The organism is Nocardia sp. CA-135398 (assembly GCF_050955845.1).
Classification (GTDB): Bacteria; Actinomycetota; Actinomycetes; order Mycobacteriales; family Mycobacteriaceae; genus Nocardia.
Map to the genome: position 1 here is coordinate 8,046,855 of NZ_CP192084.1, position 20,787 is coordinate 8,067,641.

The 20,787-nt window shown below is 66.5% G+C and carries 16 protein-coding genes; 5 read left to right on the plus strand and 11 right to left on the minus strand.

The annotated features are described in order from the left end of the window. Positions 1-18 precede the first annotated feature (18 nt). Together ACQP1T_RS35730 and ACQP1T_RS35735 are read right to left on the minus strand one after the other, a co-directional pair. Positions 19-1,161, minus strand: a complete 1,143-nt coding sequence (locus ACQP1T_RS35730) for an MBL fold metallo-hydrolase (RefSeq protein ID WP_433757390.1) — start codon at positions 1,159-1,161, stop codon at positions 19-21. Next, positions 1,162-1,887 (minus strand): enoyl-CoA hydratase, encoded by a 726-nt coding sequence (locus ACQP1T_RS35735; protein WP_433757391.1) that lies wholly within the window; start codon positions 1,885-1,887, stop codon positions 1,162-1,164. Between the two features lie 90 nt (positions 1,888-1,977). Here ACQP1T_RS35735 and ACQP1T_RS35740 point away from each other — a divergent pair, with 90 nt between their 5' ends. Beyond that, a complete protein-coding gene (locus ACQP1T_RS35740; RefSeq protein WP_433757392.1) occupies positions 1,978-3,105 on the plus strand; it encodes an NAD(P)-binding domain-containing protein in 1,128 nt (375 codons plus the stop codon). Here the strand turns inward: ACQP1T_RS35740 and ACQP1T_RS35745 are convergent. The 6 genes from ACQP1T_RS35745 to ACQP1T_RS35770 all read right to left on the minus strand — a co-directional run bounded on the left by ACQP1T_RS35745 (position 3,102) and on the right by ACQP1T_RS35770 (position 11,104). Next, positions 3,102-3,956 (minus strand): aldo/keto reductase, encoded by an 855-nt coding sequence (locus tag ACQP1T_RS35745; RefSeq protein WP_433757393.1) that lies wholly within the window; start codon positions 3,954-3,956, stop codon positions 3,102-3,104. The two genes, ACQP1T_RS35740 and ACQP1T_RS35745, sit on opposite strands and share 4 nt — an antisense overlap. A 92-nt stretch (positions 3,957-4,048) precedes the next feature. Further along, positions 4,049-5,563, minus strand: a complete 1,515-nt coding sequence (locus tag ACQP1T_RS35750; protein WP_433757394.1) for a carboxyl transferase domain-containing protein — start codon at positions 5,561-5,563, stop codon at positions 4,049-4,051. An 83-nt stretch (positions 5,564-5,646) separates the two neighbouring features. Continuing rightward, positions 5,647-6,249, minus strand: a complete 603-nt coding sequence (locus ACQP1T_RS35755; RefSeq protein ID WP_174414979.1) for a GTP-binding protein — start codon at positions 6,247-6,249, stop codon at positions 5,647-5,649. Beyond that, positions 6,230-6,604 (minus strand): DUF742 domain-containing protein, encoded by a 375-nt coding sequence (locus ACQP1T_RS35760; protein ID WP_040686485.1) that lies wholly within the window; start codon positions 6,602-6,604, stop codon positions 6,230-6,232. The genes ACQP1T_RS35755 and ACQP1T_RS35760 overlap by 20 nt, the downstream gene beginning before the upstream one ends. 7 nt (positions 6,605-6,611) lie before the next feature. Continuing rightward, complete coding sequence (locus ACQP1T_RS35765) at positions 6,612-7,025, minus strand: roadblock/LC7 domain-containing protein (RefSeq protein ID WP_011207200.1); 414 nt, start codon at positions 7,023-7,025, stop codon at positions 6,612-6,614. Beyond that, positions 7,022-11,104 carry an ATP-binding protein gene (locus ACQP1T_RS35770; protein WP_433757395.1) on the minus strand — a complete coding sequence of 1,361 codons (4,083 nt, stop codon included), beginning with the start codon at positions 11,102-11,104 and terminating at the stop codon, positions 7,022-7,024. The genes ACQP1T_RS35765 and ACQP1T_RS35770 overlap by 4 nt, the downstream gene beginning before the upstream one ends. Positions 11,105-11,450: 346 nt before the next feature. On the opposite strand from ACQP1T_RS35770, the gene ACQP1T_RS35775 reads away from it, so the two are divergent. The 4 genes from ACQP1T_RS35775 to ACQP1T_RS35790 all read left to right on the plus strand — a co-directional run bounded on the left by ACQP1T_RS35775 (position 11,451) and on the right by ACQP1T_RS35790 (position 16,292). Then, positions 11,451-13,514, plus strand: coding sequence for an AMP-binding protein (locus tag ACQP1T_RS35775; protein WP_433762489.1), 2,064 nt, complete (start codon positions 11,451-11,453; stop codon positions 13,512-13,514). 148 nt (positions 13,515-13,662) lie between these two features. Further along, positions 13,663-14,049, plus strand: a complete 387-nt coding sequence (locus tag ACQP1T_RS35780) for a hemophore-related protein (RefSeq protein WP_433757396.1) — start codon at positions 13,663-13,665, stop codon at positions 14,047-14,049. Between the two features lie 159 nt (positions 14,050-14,208). Then, on the plus strand, positions 14,209-14,925 hold the full coding sequence (locus ACQP1T_RS35785) for a response regulator transcription factor (protein WP_433757397.1): 717 nt from the start codon (positions 14,209-14,211) through the stop codon (positions 14,923-14,925). Between the two features lie 11 nt (positions 14,926-14,936). Further along, positions 14,937-16,292 (plus strand): sensor histidine kinase, encoded by a 1,356-nt coding sequence (locus ACQP1T_RS35790; protein WP_433757398.1) that lies wholly within the window; start codon positions 14,937-14,939, stop codon positions 16,290-16,292. Positions 16,293-16,455: 163 nt separating this feature from the next. On the opposite strand, the gene ACQP1T_RS35795 is transcribed toward ACQP1T_RS35790, so the two are convergent. From ACQP1T_RS35795 to ACQP1T_RS35805, 3 genes are all read right to left on the minus strand, one after another. After that, entirely contained in the window at positions 16,456-17,628 is a 1,173-nt protein-coding gene (locus ACQP1T_RS35795) for a hypothetical protein (protein WP_433757399.1), read from the minus strand. A 63-nt stretch (positions 17,629-17,691) separates the two neighbouring features. Next, positions 17,692-19,524, minus strand: coding sequence for an ATP-binding cassette domain-containing protein (locus ACQP1T_RS35800; protein ID WP_433757400.1), 1,833 nt, complete (start codon positions 19,522-19,524; stop codon positions 17,692-17,694). A 30-nt stretch (positions 19,525-19,554) separates the two neighbouring features. Beyond that, entirely contained in the window at positions 19,555-20,736 is a 1,182-nt protein-coding gene (locus tag ACQP1T_RS35805; protein WP_433762490.1) for a type III polyketide synthase, read from the minus strand. Between the last annotated feature and the right edge of the window lie 51 nt (positions 20,737-20,787).

The window sequence follows — 20,787 nt, forward strand, 5'->3', positions numbered from 1 at the left end:
GTCGACGAACCTAGGTATTCACCCAATATCCTCCCACCAGGAATCCCGGCTCGGCAGGTCATTGGGGTCGATGCGTTGGCCGGGCATCGGCACCGCCACCGCGGTACCGGCCGCACGCGCCGCCTCGACCATCCGGCGCACCGGCTCCGACCATCCGTGGAAGGCCAGGTTGAAGGTCGCCCAGTGGATGGGCACCAGCAGTCCGTGTCCGGGATCGCCGACGCTGAGATCGGCATGTGCCCGAACCGCCTCCTCCGGATTCATATGCACATCCGGCCAGGCCTCGTCATAGGCACCGATCGGCAGCAATGTCAGATCGAACGGTCCGAGTGCGGCACCGGCCTCGGCGAAAGCCTTGGTGTATCCGGTATCACCGCCGAAGTAGACCCGCCGGGTCGGGCCGATGATGGACCAGGACGCCCACAGCGTGGTGTTGCGCACCAAGCCGCGTCCGGAGAAGTGTCGCGCCTCGGTACAGGTGAGCACCAGATCCGTGCCATCGCGCTCGCGGCCGAGCGCAGCGAGGGAAACCGAACCGCCCCAATCCAATTCGACGATCCGATGCTCGGGCACGCCCCAATGCCGCAGATGTGCGCCGATGCCGATCGGCACCAGGAATGGCGCGGCCTGTCCGACCACCAGCTGACGGATCGTCGCCTTGTCCAGATGGTCGTAGTGATCGTGCGAGATCAGCACCGCGTCCACCGGCGGCAGCTCCGACAGCGGCGTCGGCACAGGATGCAGCCGGGCCGGGCCGACCATGGCGGACGGCGAAACTCGTTCGCTCCAAACCGGATCGGTGAGAATCCGGTACCCGTCGACCTCGATGAGCGCCGAGGCGTGCCCGTACCACGTGACCGCGAGATCGGCGGCCTCGGTCGGCACTTCGGGGGTCGCCAACGGAACCGCGGTGCGCGGTCGACCGGCATTACGCCGGGTCAGCACCGAAAACAACAGGGAGGGAGCGGCACCCGAGACGAACTGGCTACTCGGCTCGGTGTTGTGGAATTGGCGATCGCGATAGCTCACCGCACCGGTCGCGTAGGGCTGAATCGCATTGATGGAGGCGCCGATCGCCGACGGGATGTCCCAGACCGCGCGTACCACCCAGGTGACGCCGAGTGCACCGGCGGCAATGCCGAGTATCTTCTTCGGATTCATTTATCGCCCCAGGAATTTCGCCGCGCGCTTTTCTTCCCTGGCCAGCCGCCCCTCTCGGGCGTCGTGACTGGTCCACGCCGCCTCCAGCGCCGCACGCTGCTGGGTGGTCTCCGGATCCCGGGTGCCGTCATCGTTGAACTCCAACTTCATATGCCGCAGCGAGAGCGGAGCCAGTTGGGCGATTGATTTGGCCCACGCCTGCGCATCGGCCAGGGTGCCGAGTCGGTTGGCGAAGCCGAAGCTGTAGGCATCGGTGGCCGATACCGGTTCCGCGCCGAGCAGAACGGTCCGGGCCGGGCCGCCACCGATCAGCGATACCAACCGCCGCACCGTCCAGCGGTCGACGCTGATGCCGAGCTTCGCGGCCGGGATCGCGATATAGGAGTCTGGTTCCATGACCCGCAGATCCGCGGCCAGCGCGATCTGCACGCCCGCGCCGAGCGCGCCGCCATTGATCGCCGCGATCACCGGCACCGGTACGGATTCGATGGTGTGCAGCATGTCGGGCAGGGCCGCCAGGAATTCCTCCGAGTAGACCCCGGTCAGGTCCGCGCCCGCGCTGAAGAGGGATCCCCGACCGGTGAGCACGATCACCCTGGCGTCCTCGGCCGCGGTCAACACCGCCTCGCGGAGCCGAGTGACGAGTTCGATGTTCAGCGCGTTACGCCGCTCCTCGCGCTGTAGTTCGATAGTGACGACATCGCCATCGCGGCTAACGTCGAGCATGCATCCTCCCCAACTGACCGGTTCGAGTGGTTACATCAACTCTGCCACAGGTAGCCGAACATACCGACCAAGCCGATACGATCTCGGTTTGTGCCGACAGACTTCCCCATCCTGGTGATCGGTGCTGGTCAGGCCGGACTGTCGGCCGGCTACCACCTGCAGCGCCTCGGATTGCGCCCGGAACGGGACTTCCTCATCGTCGATCACGCACCGGGACCCGGTGGGGCCTGGCAGTTTCGGTGGCCATCGCTCACCCTGACCACCGTCAACCGGGTACACGACCTGCCTGGCATGTCGTTCACCGAGACACTGCCACCCGATTCCGACGCCGTGCCCGCGGCCACCGCGGTGCCGCGCTATTACGAGTTGTACGAGAAGCGATTCGATCTGCGGGTGCGCAGACCGGTCTCGGTGACCGTGGTCTGCGACCGCAATACCGACGGAACCCCTTGCGCCGCAGGGCCGGATCTCACGGCGGGCCGGGGCACGACACTCAATGTCGAGACCGATTCCGCGGGCACGATCCGGGTGCGCGGCCTGATCAACGGCACCGGCACTTGGGAGCATCCCTTCATTCCGCACTATCCGGGTGCGGAGACCTTCGCCGGACGCCAGTTGCACACACACGACTACCGCATAGCCGACGAATTCATCGACAAACATGTCGTTGTCGTCGGCGGCGGAGTGTCGGCGGTTCAGTTGCTCGATGAGATCGCACAGGTCACCACCACTACCTGGGTGACACGACGCGAACCGGTATTCCGCGACGCACCGTTCGCCGAGGAGGACGGCCGCGCGGCCGTCGCCATCGTGGAGGACCGCGTGCGCCACGGCCTGCCGCCGGGTTCGGTGGTTTCGGTCACCGGATTGCGGCTCGACGATCGTTTGCGCGCCGCCCAGGCACGTGGCGCGCTGCAGCGACATCCGATGTTCGCGAGCATCGAACCCGATGGCGTGCGCTGGGCCGACGGTTCGTTCCAGCATGCCGATGTGATCCTGTGGGCGACCGGATTCCGCAGTGCCCTCGACCATTTGGCCCCGCTACGGCTGCGCGGTCCGGGCGGCGGCATCACCATGACCGGTCGCCTCGCCACCCAGGTAGCCGTCGACCCGCGCATCCACCTGATCGGCTACGGCCCATCCGCGAGCACCATCGGTGCGAACCGAGCCGGACGCGCCGCCGCCCAGGAGCTGACGGCCTATCTCGGCCTGCGTTAGACGAGCCCAGCGGTGAATGTGGTCGGATCGGGGCCGATGCGGGCGTCCTTGTCGAGCCCGCTGATGGCCGCCATCTGGTCAGGGGTGAGTTCGAAACCGAAGACGTCGAAGTTGGCGGCGATGCGCGCCGGGGTGACCGACTTCGGGATGACGACAATCCCCTGCTGCAGGTGCCAGCGGATGATCACCTGGGCCGGAGTGCGGCCGACCTCGTCGGCAATGGCGACGATGGTGTGCTCGTCGAGCAGCGTGCCCTGGCCCAGCGGACTCCACGCCTCGGTGGCAATGGCATTCGCATCGTGGAACGCGCGCAGCTCATGCTGCGCCAGCCGAGGATGCAGTTCGATCTGGTTGACGGCCGGGATCTCGCCGGTCTCACCGATGATCCGCTCCAGATCGGGCACGGTGAAATTCGACACACCGATCGAACGCACCCGGCCCTGCGCCTTCAGCGTCTGGAAGGCCTTGAACGTCTCGACGAAGCGATCGGCCTGCGCCACCGGCCAGTGGATGAGATAGAGATCGAGGTAGTCCAGTCCGAGCCGAGCCATGCTGGCATCGAAGGCGCGCAGCGTGGCGTCGTAGCCCTGGTCGGAATTCCACAGCTTGGTGGTGACATAGACCTCGTCACGTGGCAGGCCGGATTCCCGGATGGCACGGCCGGTGCCCTCCTCATTGCCGTAGATGGCGGCGGTATCGATGCTGCGATAGCCCGCCTCCAGCGCGGCGGTCACGACCGGCTGGACGTCCTCCGGCGGTACTTGGAACACACCGAAGCCGAGCTGCGGGATCACGTTCCCGTCGTTCAGCACGATCGGGGGAATGGCGCTGGTCTCGCTTCTGAAGGTCACATTCCGACCGTAGAAGTGCCGCGCCGAGTCGTCAACGAGAACCCGTGGTGTGTTGACCACCGGTTTTTCCGACGGGATCGGGTTTGTGCTGGTTACCGGGGTCCTGAGGGCTGGCCGAGGCGGCGATAGCGGATATGGCGGGCGGCCCGAATTTCGTCGATCGGACGGGCGCGCAGCCCGGTGAGCTCTTCGGCGATGGCGGCGACCATGCGGCGGGCGAAATCGACCGGTTCGTCGGCGGCATCCGGAAATTCCGGGACGATGCGGTCGACGACACCGTCGGCGAGCAGGTCGGTGGCGCGGATGCCCTGTGCGTCGGCCAGTTGGGGCGCATGGTCGGTATCGCGGTAGACGATGGCACTCGCCCCTTCGGGCGGCAGCGGCGCGAGCCAGCCGTGCGTGGCAGCCAGGACGCGGTCGGCGGGCAGCAGCGCCAATGCGCCGCCACCGGTGCCCTGACCGAGCAGGACCGAGACTGTCGGGGTATCCAGGGTGACCAGATCGGCTATGCAGCGGGCGATTTCGGGAGCGAGCCCACGCTCTTCGGCCTCCTTCGACAGGGCCGCACCGACCGTATCGATCACCAGCACCAGCGGCAGCCGCAATTCCTCGGCCAGCGCCATACTGCGCCTGGCCTCGCGCAATGCGGCGGGTCCCATGGTGTGTTCACCCTGCTGACCCGCGCGGTCGTGGCCGAACACAATGCACGGCTGTCCGCGAAAGCGGGCCAGCGCATGGACCATGGTGCGATCGGATTCGCCCTGACCGGTGCCGCTGAGCGGAACCCGTTGCGTCACATGGCGCAACAGGTCACGGATGCCGGGCCGACCCCGGCGGCGTGAGATCTGGACCGATTCCCATGCCGGAACGTCCGAGCCCGCTTTCCCGGTCCCACGTACCGGCTCGGCCCAACCAGGTTCCCCCGCAACAGGATCCGGCACGCCACTGAGCACGCTCAACGCACGATGCGCGATGCGGCGGAACACCGAAACGGGCAGCACGCCGTCGATCACACCGTTGCGGTACAGATTCTCCGCGACCTGCACACCTTCCGGAAAATCGCTGCCGTACAACGCTTTATAGACGCGCGGTCCGAGAAAGCCGATGAGCGCGCCGGGTTCGGCGAAGGTGATGTGCCCCAGCGAACCCCAGGACGCGAAGACGCCACCCATCGTGGGATTACGCAGATAGACCAGATACGGATGCCCGGCCGATTTGTGCACCGCCACCGCGCTCGCGATCTTCACCATCTGCACGAAAGCGACTGTGCCCTCCTGCATTCTGGTACCACCGGAGGTCGGCGAAGCGACCAGCGGCAGGCCGAGTTCGGTGGCGCGCTCGACCGCCGAGACAATGCGCTCGGCCGCGGCCACCCCGATCGAACCCGCCAGAAATTCGAACTCGCAGGCGATTACGGCCACGCGTCGACCACGCAGCAGACCTTCGCCGGTCAGCACCGCTTCATCTGTGCCAGCCGCCAGCTCCGCCTTGCGCAGATCCTCGCGGTATCGCGGGGACGCGGCCACCGTCACCGGTGGCCGGTCCCAGCTGATGTACGAGTCCGCGTCGAGCAGTTGCCCGAGCAACTCCCGCGCCGAAATCCTCACCGAGCGAGCCTAGGGGATGGCAATCGGCGGGGTGAGTAAGCTCAGCAACTCGATTCGGCGGTCGACGCGGCAGGCGCGAACGCTCAGTAGCCCTGCATGACCTTGCGTAGGGCGTACTCGGTGAGCGAGACCAACGCCTGCTTGGCCGGTTCGCGACGGCGGGCGTCGATGGACAGGATCGGCACATCCGCGGGCACCGCGAGGGCCTGACGGATGTCCTCGATCGGATACCGCGGCGCGTCGTCGAATTCGTTGAGCGCAACCAGGAACGGTAGATTGCGCGCCTCGAAGTAGTCGACGGCCGCGAAGCTGTCCTCGAGTCTGCGGGTGTCGACGAGCACCACAGCGCCGATGGCGCCGCGGATCAGGTCGTCCCACATGAACCAGAAGCGGTACTGGCCCGGCGTACCGAACAGGTACAGCACCAGATCGTCGGCGAGACTGATCCGGCCGAAGTCCATCGCCACCGTGGTGGTCGACTTCATCGGAATACCGGTCAAATTGTCGATTCCGGTACTGGCATTGGTCACCAACGCCTCGGTGCGCAGCGGAACGATCTCCGAGACGGCACCCACCAACGTGGTCTTACCGACACCGAAGCCGCCAGCGACCACGATCTTTGCCGAAGTCGGTTTGCTGGTGCGGGTATCGACCTGTGCCGTCGAATCAAATACGCCGGAGTCCACTGAGAACCCTTTCGATCAGCTCGCGACGTTCATCGTCGCTGGAATCGTCTTTCAAAGTCGCCGAAACTCGCACATGCCCGGCCTCGATGAGGTCGGCCACGAGCACGCGGGCCACCCCGATGGGTATACCCAAACGCGCTGCCACTTCAGCAACGGACGGCGATTCTCTGCACAACTCCACGATGGACGTCTCGATGTTGGTCAGTTCGAACTGCCGCTCCAGGGCGACCGGATGCGATGCGACAAGCGCCTCCAACGCCAACTCGACCGCGGGCCTGGTACGGCCCGCAGTCAAGGAGTACGGGCGAACGAGACTCGGCTCGGCGCTCCCCATGCGGTGATCGTCTATGTCCATCCCACCATCAGGAACCCATCGTGACGCGTGGCGTGGCCTGCACCGTCTGGCCAACACGCTCGACCAACAGGGCCATTTCGTAGCCCACCTGGCCGATATCGCAGGAAGTATTGGTCAGCACCGCGAGATACGAGCCGTCGCCGACTGCCATGAGTAGCAGGTAGCCGTGCTCCATCTCGACTACCGACTGCAGCACGGTGCCGCCCTCGAATAGATTCGAGACGCCTACCGAGAGGCTGGCCAGTCCGGCGGTAACTGCCGAGAGCTGTTCGGCACGGTCCACTGGCAGCTGCGCGCTCGCCGCCATGAGTAGGCCGTCAGCCGAGACCAGGACGGCATGAGCTACGCCAGGAACCTCGTTGGCGAAGTTCGAAACCAGCCAATCCAGCTGACGATTCGTACCACCTAGATCGGGGTTCATCGGTCTCCTTTATCTCCGGTTAGGTTCATTGCCTTCATTGCGCGGCCATCCCGGACGCCCTGCTGGTGACGACTCAAGCTGGACCTGATCGTTTCTGGATCGCGACGCGGCGCGCGATCGGCGTTGCCGGTGACACCGCCGGGGACCAGCCTCCCGCCCGGATTGCGTTGAGGCAACCCGGCGGCCGTCTTTGTTTCGGCCTGGGCCTCGCTGGCGCGGCGCGCGGCCTGCCAGCCCTCGTCGCCCGGTGATTCGAAGGAGGCCGCCACCTGGGACCGGTCCGAATTCGGATCCGAGAGCCACGCCGACATCATTTCGGCGAAGATCGGCGTCCCACCCATGACCGAATCGGAATCGACCGCGGGCTGCAACCTGGTCTGGAAGAACGACGCCGCCTTCTCCGGATCGGGCTTGAAGCTGTGCCGTCCCGGGTCGCGCGGTGCGGTCGTCGCACCGCTCTCGGAAACCGCTGGTGTCTCACCGCTGGCCGCGGGCTGGGCCGCACCGCGATCGCGTCGCGGCAGGCCGACACCCGGCGGAACTTCCTTGCGCGGCAGTACGGTCGCTCCCGGATCGCGCTGGGGCAGACCGGTCGGACCAGCCTCGCGCTGCGGCAGGCTGTCGCGAGAAGGTAGCAGCCCGTCGCGCTGGTGGTGCAGACCGCTGGGCGGCTGCGAACCCGACTGACGCTGCGGTAGGCCGTTCGGGGTCTCACGAGGCGGCAAACCATTCGCGGGCGACTGACGCTGCGGCAGGCCGGTGGCACCGGACTCCCGCTGCGGCAGACCATGTGAGGCCGGATCCCGCTGTGGCAGACCACCAGTGCTTTCCCGCTGCGGCAAACCGCCCAAAGCATCACGCTGCGGCAGACCACTGGCGCTCTCACGCTGCGGCAGACCGCCCGTGCTCTCACGCTGCGGCAAACCGCCCGAAGCATCACGCTGCGGCAGCCCACCGGAAGCGGAATCCCGCTGCGGCAAGCCCGAACCGGTGTCCCGCGGCGGAATACCGGTCAGACCGGACTCCCGCTGCGGCAGGCCATTCGATGCCGAATCCCGTTGCGGCAGACCAGCGGCGTTCTTACGCTGCGGCAATCCACCAGTGCTCTCGCGTTGCGGCAGACCACCGGAACTCTCACGCTGGGGTAGACCACCCGGGGCCTCCCGCTGCGTCAAGCTCTCCAACGGATCACGCAACGGATCACGCTTCGGCAGACCACCGGTGCTCTCGCGCTGCGGCAAACCGCCCGTGCTCTCACGTTGTGGCAGACCGCCAGTGCTCTCACGTTGTGGCAGACCGCCCAAAGCATCACGCTGCGGCAAACCACTCTCACGCTGCGGCAGACCACTCGACGTTTCCCGCTGCGGCAAGCCGCTGGCAGGCGACTGACGCTGCGGCAGACCGGGGGTCGCGCCGGGCTCCCGCTGCGGCAGCCCACCGGCGGCCGAATCCCGTTGCGGCAGACCACCCGAGCTCTCACGCTGCGGCAGCCCACCCGACGCGTCACGCTGCGGCAGGCTCGAACCGGTATCGCGCGGCGGCACACCACCGGCACCCGGTTCGCGCTGCGGCAGACCGTTCAGCCCCGACGCACGCTGCGGCAGACCGCCCGCACCCTCACGCTGCGGCGCACCATTGCTACCCGGCTGACGCTGCGGCAGGCCACCACCGGGCTGACCGCCTTCCGGCTGCGGCGCGCCATTGCTGCCCTGCTGACGCTGCGGCAGCCCACCGGAGTTCAGATTCCGCGGCGGCAGACCGCCACCGGAAACCGTCGGCTCAGCGCCCGGCCGACTCGGCGGCGGCGGACCGCCCGGCGTGACACTGCGCCTGGGCAGATTCGCCGCGGCTAGCTTGCCGCGCTGCGGCGAGCTCGGCGCCGGTCCGGCCGATGGGCGCAGAGTCGGATTCGGTTGCGCCGGTTCCTGACGCAGCCCCGATGCTCCCGAGGACATGGTGGAGCCCGGCGAACGCTGCGGCAACCCACCCGCCGTCGGAATCGGACCGCTGCCCGCGGCCGGTGCCGGACTGCTGGTCGGAATCGGTCCGCTCACACCGGGATCGACCGTGACCATCACATTGCCACCCGGCGTCCGGGTGATCGCGCGCGTCTGCATCGCGGCCGCTGCGGACGGCCGCTGCGGAGCGGGCGCGGCGACCTGCGGTGTCGCCGCCTGTGGCATCGCGGTGGTCTGGCCCTGTCCGAGCACGATCAGACTCATCGGAACGTGCACGGTGACCGTGACGCCGGGATCGCGTGCGGTATCGAAGGTCGGGCGCAGGCGCACGGTGAGTCCGTGGCGTTCGGCCAACCGGCCGACCACGAAAAGACCCATGTGTCGCGCGGTATCCGGCCCCGGCTCGGCGGTCTGCTCGAGCCGTCGGTTGATATCGGCCATTTCGCTGGGCGGCATACCGATGCCGCGGTCCGCGACCTCGATGAGCATGCCCTGGTCGTGTCCCTGCGCGAAGGTGAACTTCACGTCGGTCTCCGGCGGCGACGCGCGGAGCGCGTTGTCCAGTAGCTCGGCGAACAGGTGCGCCATATCCGAGGCGGCGGGCTCGACCAGCGAACCACGCGGTGTCGCACCGAGCTTCACGCGTTCGTAGTCCTCGACCTCGGAGATCGCCGCACGCAGCACGTCCGCGATCTCGACCGGCGCGGACTTGCTGCGCCGCTGCCGGGTACCGGCGAGGATCAGCAGGTTGTCACCGTTACGGCGCATGCGAGCCGCGAGATGGTCCAGCCGGAACAGGTTTTCCAGCAGGCGTGGATCCTTCTCGTCGTACTCCATCGCCTCGATCAGGCTGAGCTGGTGGTCGACGAGTGACTTCGAGCGCCGGGCCAGGGTTTCGAACATATCGTTGACCTGGGCACGCATCTGCGCCTGGTCACTGGCCAAACGCAGCGCCTGGCCGTGGATATCGTCGACGGCGCGAGCCAGCTGGCCGATTTCCTCGTGGCTGCGGATCGGCATCGGCTCCAGCGGCACATCTTCAGGGGCCGCGCCGTTACGCAGCTGGGCGACCTCGTGCGGCAGATCGCTCTCGGCCACGCGCAGCGCGGCAAGGCGCAGCCGGTGCAGCGGCACGATCATCGAGCGCGCGACGAACACCGCGAGCAACAGCGCGGCGAGAATGGTCGCGATGACGACCGCGGTGTAGGTCCACGCGCCGGTGTTGGCCTTGGACACCAGCGAACTCATCGCCGAGTCGATGTCCTTGGTGGACTTGGTGACCACGCGCTCGTAGACATCGAGGCTGCCGGTGAGCGAGTTCTTCAGATCACCGACCGGGATCTTGCCCGCCTGCGCCTCCGGGCTGGTGAGCAGTGAGATCCGGTTATCGATACCGGCCCGCAGATCGGCGATCGCGGTATCGCCCTCGGGAAAGCGGTGGGCGAGCACGTTGAGCATCGCCCGCTCGGTATTGGCCGCGGTGATCGCGCTCTGCACGCCCGCCGCCGAACCGCGCAGCACCTCGGGGAATGCGGCGACCTCAGCGACCAGCGCGTAACGGGTGTTCAACGAGTCGACCAGCCGCAGCTTCGCCTGTTCGATGGCCTGATCACTGACCTGGCCGACCGTGGACTCCACGATGTGCACACTGTCGTTGCGGACCCTGTCGATCGTCCCGATGACTTCGGCAGGGGTCTGCGTCGAGACGTTCTTGCCCTGGGCGCGCACCGCCTTGGCCTGGGTGACCATGTTGTCCAGCGACGCACGAGCGCCGGCCACACCGTCGAGCTTGCCCGCCGATGCCTCGGCATCGGCGATGACCTTGTCGAGGTCGGCCAGGTTCTTGTCCGACACGATCGATACGTTCGGCATGATCGAAATCATCTGCGAACCGGCGGTCGTCGCCGTCTGCGCACTCAGCGCGGTGACGGCAGGAATCGTCTCGATGTTCTTGGCGGCGGCGTCCAGTCGGTTCGCCTCGGCGAACTCGGTGGTAATCCTGGACACGCCGAGCCCAACCGCGACTGCCAGCGGAACGGCCAGGACCGCCGTAACCTTCCAGCGCAGGTCCCAGTTGCCGAGCGCCCAGCGTTTGCTGCCGGACCTTGCGGCGTCACGCATCTCCCACTCACTTTCCAAACTGGCCCCAACCACGTGCCATCAGCGAACCTAGACAATCGCATGCTGGCTCGACAGGCAGAGCTGGCCGAGGAACTGCGGCTGGCCGAGAAATTGCGTCTACGACGGCCCAAATAAGTGACATCAGATTCTAACGGATCAATAACAGCTTGGGTGACGTTGAGTATAGCTACGGGCTTTGACCTGCCGATAGCTGGCAAAACCAAAGGTCGCGGCACCCACCCGGGCGTCGCGTGAAGTCTGCCACAATCGTGCTGATCTATCGAGGCGGGCATAGAGGCGAGGCTAGGGAGTCACGAGTTTGGGTACAGCATCGCGCAGCGATTCCCTGGGGGGTGGTGGTCGGGCGACGGGTGGGCCTGAGAATCAGGCGTACCGGCCGGTCTATCAGACCAGCTTGATCGATCCCGCCGAGTTCTGGGCCGAGGCGGCCGAGGCGATCGATTGGGTGACCCCGCCGACCCACATCGTCGACACCACGGCTCGCTCGATGGCCAGATGGTTTCCGGACGCTCGCCTCAATACCTCCTTCAACGCCCTCGACCGGCATGTGCACGGCGGCGACACTCCGGACGAGGCGAGCCGGGCCGATCAGCCCGCCCTAATATACGACTCCGCTATGACCGGCACCAGTGGTGTTTTCACCTACGCCGAACTACTCGCCGAGGTCGCCGAGTTCGCCGGAGCGATGCTGCGTTTGGGTGTCGGCACGGGCGACCGAGTGGTCATCTACCTGCCGATGATCCCCGAGGCGGTGATCGCCATGCTGGCCTGCGCCCGCATCGGCGCGGTGCATTCGGTGGTCTTCGGCGGCTTCGCCGCACCCGAGCTCGCCGCCCGCATCGATGATGCCGAACCTGTGTTGATTGTCACTGCCTCGGGCGGCCTCGAGCCGGGCCGGACGATCGAGTATCCGCCGATCGTGTTGCAGGCACTCGACCTCGCCGAGACGAGCGCGCCACGGCACGTGATCGTCAAACAGCGGTCGCAATTTCCGACCATCCACTTCCCCGCGCCGCAGGCCGCGACCGAATCACTGCCGAGTTCCACCCAGACCGTCGCGGCGCAATGGCTGGATTGGGAAGACGCCGTCCGCGATGCCCGACCCGCCGATCCGGTCCCGGTCGCCGCGACCGATCCGCTCTATATCCTCTACACCTCCGGCACCACCGGTAAGCCCAAGGGCGTGGTCCGCGACAACGGCGGACACGCGGTCGCCCTGTCCTGGTCCATGCGCAATATCTACGATGTCGGGCCCGGCCAGGTGATGTGGGCCGCCTCGGATGTCGGCTGGGTCGTCGGACATTCGTACATCGTCTACGCGCCGCTGCTCGTCGGCGCGACAACACTGCTCTACGAAGGCAAACCGGTCGGCACGCCGGATGCTGGCGCGTTCTGGCGGGTGGTCGCCGAGCACAACGTGCGGGTTCTGTTCACCGCGCCGACCGCGCTGCGCGCCATCCGCAAGGCCGATCCGGACGCCGCGCTCGCGCACCGCCACGACCTGTCCTCGCTACGCGCATTGTTCTGCGCCGGTGAGCGCCTGGATCCGGCCACCTACGAGTGGGCCAACGAAACGCTGCTCGCCGATCGACCCGACTGCCCCGTAGTTGACCACTGGTGGCAGACCGAGACCGGCTGGCCGATCTGCGCGAATCTGCTCGGCCTACAGCAACTTCCGATCAAGGCGGGTTCGGCGTCGGTACCGGTGCCCGGTTACCGGCTGCGGGTGCTCGATGCCGAGGGCAATCCGGTCGCACCTGGCACCGAGGGCAATATCGTCATCGGCCTACCACTACCGCCGGGCACACTAACCGGCCTATGGCGCGACGAAGACCGCTTCCAACGCTCCTATATGTCGGCGTTTCCCGGCCACTACCTCACCGGCGACTCCGGATATTTCGATGACGACGGCTACCTCTACGTGCTCGGCCGTAGCGATGATGTGATCAATATGGCCGGGCACCGGCTGTCGGCGGGCAGCATCGAGGCCGCCATCGCCGGACACGAGTCCGTCGCCGAATGCGCGGTGATCGGCCTACCCGATGAACTCAAGGGCCAGCGGCCGATCGCCTATGTGGTGCTCAAGTCCGGCGTCGAGATCGATCCCGACCGCCTGCGCGACGAACTGATCGCCCGGGTGCGCGAGCAGATCGGCGCGATCGCCACACTGCACGACGCCGTTGTCGTCACCGCACTGCCCAAAACCAGGTCGGGCAAGATCCTGCGCAAGACGATCCGGCAGATCACCGCGGGCGATACCTACGAGGTGCCCTCCACCATCGAAGATCCCTCGGTGCTCGCCGCGCTGGAGGTACAGATCCGGGCCAGCCGCCCGCAGGAGCCGGGCCCGGAAGTCGTTGCGCCCAACGGCGATCCGATCGTGCCCTGATAACTTTGCGATCGCATTTCGTTTCACCCCTTATGGAATCCTCAGGAATAGTTCACACCTGTGCCAGTGCGGGGCAATAGCGTCTAGGTCGCTGGATCCACAGCACCTTTCGAAGCAGCAGCACCCCTCGAAAATATGGAGGCACACCATGAAGCTCTTCCGCAGTCGCCCGGCCGCCGCCGCTCTCGCCGCGGGCGGTATGGCCAGTGTGGCCGTGCTGCTCTCCCCGGCCATCGCGGCCGCGGATCCGATGACACTGGCCGGGCCGCTGCTGAATTCCGACTGCTCTTTCGCCCAGGTCGACGCGGCGCTGCACGCCAAGGCCCCGCAGTTGGCGGCCATGCTCGACGCGAACCCGACCCAGAAGGCCGAACTGCAGCGCAAGTTCGACCAGCCGGTCGAACAGCGCCGTGCCGAACTCCAGGCCGCCATCAACGAGAACCCGAAAGCCGCGCAGGACGCCGAAAACGACCCGCGCACGTCCAGCCTGGCCGAAACCATCCGCACCGTGGCCGAAACCTGCCACAGCTACTGACACCACGGGGTGCCGACCGGTCAACTGGTCTCGCAAGAACATGGGTAACTCATCGGGGACGGGCTGACTTGCCCCACAGCCCTACCGCCGCCCGCCAACGTCACAGTTACCGCGACTGAGTCTGGCGCCTAAAGAGTCGGGGAGGCGGAGGAGCGCACAATGAGTGATGTGACCGATCGGAGCGCGAACCCGACCGTCCTTGTCGTCGACGATGACGAGGACGTGCTCGCGTCGGTCGAGCGCGGCCTGCGCCTGTCCGGATTCCAGGTGCGGGTCGCCCGCGACGGCGCCGAGGCATTGCGCAGCGTGACCGAGCAAGCGCCCGACGCCGTGGTGCTGGATATGAATATGCCGGTGCTCGACGGCGCGGGCGTGGTGACGGCGCTTCGGGCGCTGGGCAATGAAGTTCCGATCTGTGTGCTCAGCGCCCGCGCCTCGGTCGACGACCGGATCTCCGGACTGGAGTCCGGCGCCGACGACTACCTGACCAAACCGTTCGTCCTGGCCGAATTGGTGGCCCGGATCAAGGCGCTGCTGCGCCGCCGCTCGGACGCACCGGCCACCGCCGCACCGGGCGCGATCACGGTCGGCCCGCTGCAGGTCGATGTCGCCGGATACCGCGCGCTGCTCAACGGCCGCGAAATCGAGCTCACCAAGCGCGAATTCGAGCTGCTGTCCACCCTGGCCCGCAATGCGGGCGTGGTGCTGAGCCGCGAGCGGCTACTGGAATTGGTATGGGGCTACGACTTCGCCGCCGACACCAATGTGGTCGATGTCTTCGTCGGCTACCTGCGGCGCAAGCTGGAGGTGGAGGGCACGCCGCGGCTGCTGCACACGGTCCGCGGCGTCGGATTCGTGCTGCGAGCACCCAGGTGAGTCGGCCGCAGTTGCCCAGGAAACGGCGGCGGCGCACATTCTCCCTGCGCACCCGGGTGGCCGGTGCGGCCGCGGTCGGCGCGATCATCATCGTCACGATCATCGGCGTGCTCTCCTCACGGGCCATCGAGCGCAACAACCTGGCCCAGACCGATCAGCAGTTGACCATCGCGTCGCGATTGGTGCTCATCGATTCGGTACTGGCCGTCGGGGTGCTGGGACTGGTCGGTCCGACCTACGACATGGCGGTGACGGTCCGCGACAACAACACGATCGTGGCGAGCACACCGATCCGTCTACCCGAACAGCCGATCGGATCGCATACCGTCACTGTGAACGGCACTCCGTTCCGCGTGCTCACGACCACCGAGAACCAACCCGCTGGACGTGTTGTCTCCCTCGGCATTCCATCCACCGAGGCGGCGCGCACAACCGCCGAGCAGCAGCGCTGGGTACTCGCCGGAGCCGGACTGGCGATCGCCACCGCCGCCGCACTCGGCTGGTTGCTCGCGGGCCGGGCCGTGCGCCCGATCGTCGATCTGACCCGACAGGTCGGTACGCGCAGCGGCTATCGAGATCCGGACAATTCACAGCCACCGGTTGACGGTTCCGGGGTTCGGGAGGCGGAAAAACTCGCCGAAGCCGTGAACACCCTGCTGCAAAGGGTGGATCAGGCACAAACCGAAACCGCCGCCGCCTTGGAGACCGCACGCGATTTCGCGGCCGTCTCCGCCCACGAACTGCGTACTCCCCTCACCGCCATGCGCACCGACCTCGAGGTGCTGCGCACCCTCGACCTGGACGAGGCCCAACGCGCCGAAATCCTCGCCGACCTGCAACGCAGCCAGGGCCGTGTCGAAACAACCTTGGCCGCACTGGAACGTCTCGCCTCGGGCGACCTCACCCACGAACGCGATCACGTCGACACCGACGTCGGCGACCTGTGCGACCAAGCCGCGCACGACGCCATGCGCCACTTCCCCGGCGTGACCGTCCGCATCGACACCGACGCCGAACTGATCACCCGCGGCCTCCCCGCCGGACTGCGCTTGGCCGTCGACAACGCCTTGGCCAACTCCGTCAAACACGGCCGCGCCACCGAGGCCGTCGTCTCCGCTCACCGAATCCCCAACGGCCACATACTGATAACCGTCGACGACAACGGCCGCGGCATTCCCGACGACGAACGCAGCGCCGTCTTCGAACGCTTCTTCCGCGGTAGCCAAGCCAGCAAGGGCGGCTCCGGCCTCGGCCTCGCCCTGGTCGCCCAACAGGCGCAATTACACGGCGGCCGAGCCTATTTCGATGACAGTCCGCTCGGCGGCGTGCGCCTGGTCCTCGACCTTCCGGAACGTCGGACCGCCTGACCCGAAAGAGCCGCTGCTGCCTACGGTTCCCATCATTTCAGGCAACGGACCGCGGTTGCTTCTCCGGCATGGGCCGTCGGTCAGCGGGTCGCACCGTCAGATCGGGCAACCGCAACAATCGTCATCACCACGGCGTGCCCTGCATCAGAGGACGCGGGCTTTGTCAGTTGCGGACCACCTCGACCGGGTCGGTGAGCGCAAGTGCCAGCGCCGACTGCTGGGTGCTGCTGCGCTGCGGCAGTGCGGCGACGGCCTTATCGGTCTGGGTGCCGAGGTTGGTCACGATCTGCTGAAGTTGCGTGACGCCGCTGGTGAGTTGGCTTATGGCGCTGACCAATTGAGCACCGCCCTGATCGGCCAATTGCGGCAGGCCCTCGGCGAGTTTCGCGCCCTCGGCCAATTGCGCACTGGCACCGGTCAATCGGTCCACCACGGTGCGCAAGAGTGTGCCGAGGTCGGTGCTCGGATCGACCGCGCTGCCGACGAGTTCGCCCAGATTGTTCAGCTGTGATCCGGCCTGGCCCGACACATTTCGCAGCCCTTCGAGCTTCGCGATGATGTCGGCGACCTGGGGATCGCCGGCGAAAGGCAGCCCCCGCATCAGCGGCAGGATCTGATCCAGACCGCCGCTCACCGTATTCGCGGTCTGCTGCACCTGTCCGATCGTGACACCGGTCGAATCCAATGCCGAGGCAAGTTGATTCGCCTGTGCGGCGGCACCGGAGACGGTCGAGTTCAGCAGTGCGATGGCCGAAGTCAGTTGTGCCGAGCCCTCTTTGGCGTAGGTCAGGAAGCCGAGCAGCTGATCCGCGCCGGAGCGGAACTGATCGGCACCGGCAGCCGCGGCACTCACCCCGGCATTGAGCAGTTGGGCGGTGAACTGCACCGAGGTCATCTGGGTACGCGCCTGCGCGACCGCGGCCAGGGCCGCCTCGACACCGGCCGCGCCGACCCGGTGCGTCACCGTATTCACCGCGCCGTTCACCGCATTCGCGTCGGCGCCCTTATGCGTGTCCACTGTCACTCTGGCCCGTTTCGGCTGCGCGCTCGCCAGTGTGCCCATGGATTCGGTCAGATCGGCGGGCAGGGTGATCACCGCCGCGTAGTCGTCCGTATCGAGTTCACCCGGCTTGCCGATGGTCCACTCGTAACCGCCGCCGTCCTGCTGCAGGCCCTGCGCGATGCGCGAACCCGTCGGCCCGGCATCGGCATTCACCAATGCGATACCGCCGGGTGAGCTGGATGATCTCGAGCAAGCGGTGACAGCGCCACCGAGCGCCCCGGCAATGACAACGGCAACGACGAGCAAGGCCCAGCGGGCGCGATTTCCAGCCACATCTGCCGACCCTAGAACTCCGAATTGGCCGAACTCTGAGAGTTCGATAAGGGCCGCAGCTGATCAGGCCAGTTCGGCGCCGGTGCGCTCTTCGGTCCTCGCCTCGACCACCCGGCCGAAATCGAGCTTGACCAGCTGGTCCGCGTGGTGGAAGTAGCGATCGTCGTGGGTGATCACGATGACGGTCTTCCCGCGTTGTTTGAGCTCGGTGAGGATTTCCTGATAGAAGACGTCGCGGAACTTGGGCTCCTGGTCGGCGGCCCACTCGTCGAAGACGTAGATCTGCCGGTCCTCGAGCAGGGCGGTCAACAGCGCGAGCCGTTTACGTTGGCCCTGCGACAGATCGATGGTGGACAACCGTCCGTCCTGCACTGTCACCTTGTGCGCGATCTGCAACTGCTCGAGATAGCGGCGCACCTCACCGTCGAGGCCGGGCCGATCGAAGCCCAGGTACTCCTCGAACAGGTGGAAGTCGGTGAAGATCGCCGAGGAGTTCTGCCGGTACCACTCGATATTCTCGTGGTCGATCGGCTCGCCATTGAGCGACAGCGTGCCGGTCTGCGGCACATACAGTCCCGTGATCAGCTTGGCCAGTGTGGATTTGCCGCTGCCGTTACCGCCGACGACGAAGGTGATCTGCCCAGGCTCGAAGACCAGATCGAGTGGGCCGAGCCGGAATCCCGAATCGTCACTGCTCGCCTCCGGCGGGGGGCCCAGCGGCATCGGCCGATTGTCGTGTCCGCTGTGGTCGACGAAACGATGGCCGTTGACATCCGGTAGCGGTCCGCCGGGACGTGGACCCCGACCGGGCGGATGCGCGCCACCTCTCGGCCCACGGGGACCGGGCCCGCCCGGACCAGGCGGGAACGGCGGTGGCGGCTCCATCCGGTAGCTGTAGGTGACATTCGTCAGCTCCAGCCGCGCCGCGTCTACGGCGGGACGATCCGTGAACGGCAGCCGCTCCTCGTCGTGCATGGTCGCCATGGACAGATTCATCCCGCGGATCTTCGCCAGCGCCACATCACCGCGCAGCAGATCCGGGATGCGGTGCATGAAGTTCTGCATCGGCATCGCCAGGAACGTCGTCACCAGGACGTACCCGACCATCACATCGCGCGACAGATCGAGCGGCGCGACCAGTACGAACAGGATCAGCGCCATGGTGCCCAGCTGCAGCGCCTGCCCGAATCCCTGTGCCACCGAGAATTTGGATCCGGCAGCGACATTCTGCGCACGCAGCGTCGCGGCCGAACCGAGCAGATGCCGCTGCATGAAATCGCGGCGGCGCCCCCGGTGCAGCTTCAGCTCTTTGATGCCGAGCGTCACAGCCTGGTAGGAGCGCAACAGCGCGTCCTCGTTCTCCCGCGCTTCGCGGTAGATATTGCGCACCCGCTTAAGAATCAGCTCTACACAGCCGATCCCGAGCAAGGTGCCCGCCACGGTCACCGCGAACAGCGGACCCGACACCACCAACAGGAAAACGAAGCAACCGACGATGGTGGCCACGTCGATGCAGATGCTCGGAATTGCGGTCACCGCCTGCGAGAGCGAGCGCACATCCTCGGTCAGCGTGGCCATCAGGCGGTGCATGCCGAGCCGTTCCAGATGTTCGAGCGGCGCCGAAACGATCCCGGAACTCAGATCCGCCCGCAGCCGGTAGATCGCCTCTTGGGCAAGGCGAATCAACAGCACCTGCGACACCACGCCGCTGACCAGAATGACCAGCCCCGTGAGGGCGAAGCTCTGGATATCGACGTGCGGATGCGGTTCCGGTGACACCACACCCCTGATGAGTGTCACCAGGAAGGTATTGGCCGCACCGCAGATGAGGCCCGCGGCAATGACGGCCGCGATCCGCATCCAGGAGATCGAGATGAGGAATCGGATGAGTTGCATGGTTGCTGCGCTCCCTGAGGCCGGTGCCTACTACCGGCGAATGATGTCGAAGATCATGCCTTCGAGGGTGACCCCCGGGGCGAAAGAGAACGCCACACCGGTCGAGATCGGCTTCGCGGTTTCCTGCCGAATCATTTGTTCCAACACGAAAATCAGCGACACGCTCAGCATATTGCCGAACCTGCCCAGCACATCCCAGCTCAGCGCCGCCCGCTCCGGTGCGATCCCGAGTGAATGCACAGACTCTTCGATGATCTTCGGCCCACCCGGGTGGATTGCCCACAGATCGACATCGGACTTCTGCAATCCATTGCGCCGCAAGACTTCGGTCACCACGGGATCGACCCCGGTGTAGATGTACTGGGGCAGATTCTCCGACAGCTCGCAGGTGATGCCGTTCTGATTGACACCGAGCACGATGCCGTCCTCGGCGCCGTCGAAGAGCTGGCTGAAGCTGTCCCGGATCACCACCTTGCCCGGGGCCAGCGGCTGCTGGACCTGACCGGCGCCGATGACCACCGCACCGCAGCCGTCGCCGAACAGGCTGTGGATGATCACATCGTTGATGTTGTCATCGAAGACGGCGTTCACCGAACTCAGCTCGATGCAGACGACCATGGCCTTCTTATCCGGATGCGCCCGAACATAATCCACGGCGGTCCGGATGCCGTTCATCGCGGCCGCGCAGCCCATGAAGTTCACCACGACCCGCCCGACCGACGGCGACAGGCCGAGCTGCTTCACGACCGCGACATCCACCCCCGGCGCGATGAAACCGGTGCTGGTCACGAAGACCAGCAAGCCGATCTCGGTCGCCGCGTCGTCGATACCGGCGAGGGCACGGCCCGCGACATCTACGGCCAGCGGCACAGCATGGCGGTAGAACAGATTCATCCGGTCCCGGATCGTGCCGCGTTCCCGGCCGAACCGCAGGAATTCGGGATCGAGCGGATCGACGACCAGGCGGCGGCTGTCGATCTTCGTCTTCTGGTAGATCCGCGAAATCCGCGCCCGCTGCTGCGGATCGGTGAACAGCTCGGCCACCCGATCGGCGGCGCCTGCCTGGTCGACGAGCTGACTCGGCGCACCGGTCGCGATGCTCTCGATCACCCCGACCGTGGTCGGCGGCGCGGGCGGCAGCCCGTGCTGCACGAGGCCGTGGCCGTGCTCGTCCCCCTGACGAGCCGCCGACGTTCCCTCATCGATAGTGATTGACACGAAATTCTCCCCGTTCCTGTGAAAAATGGTGATCGGCACCGCAGA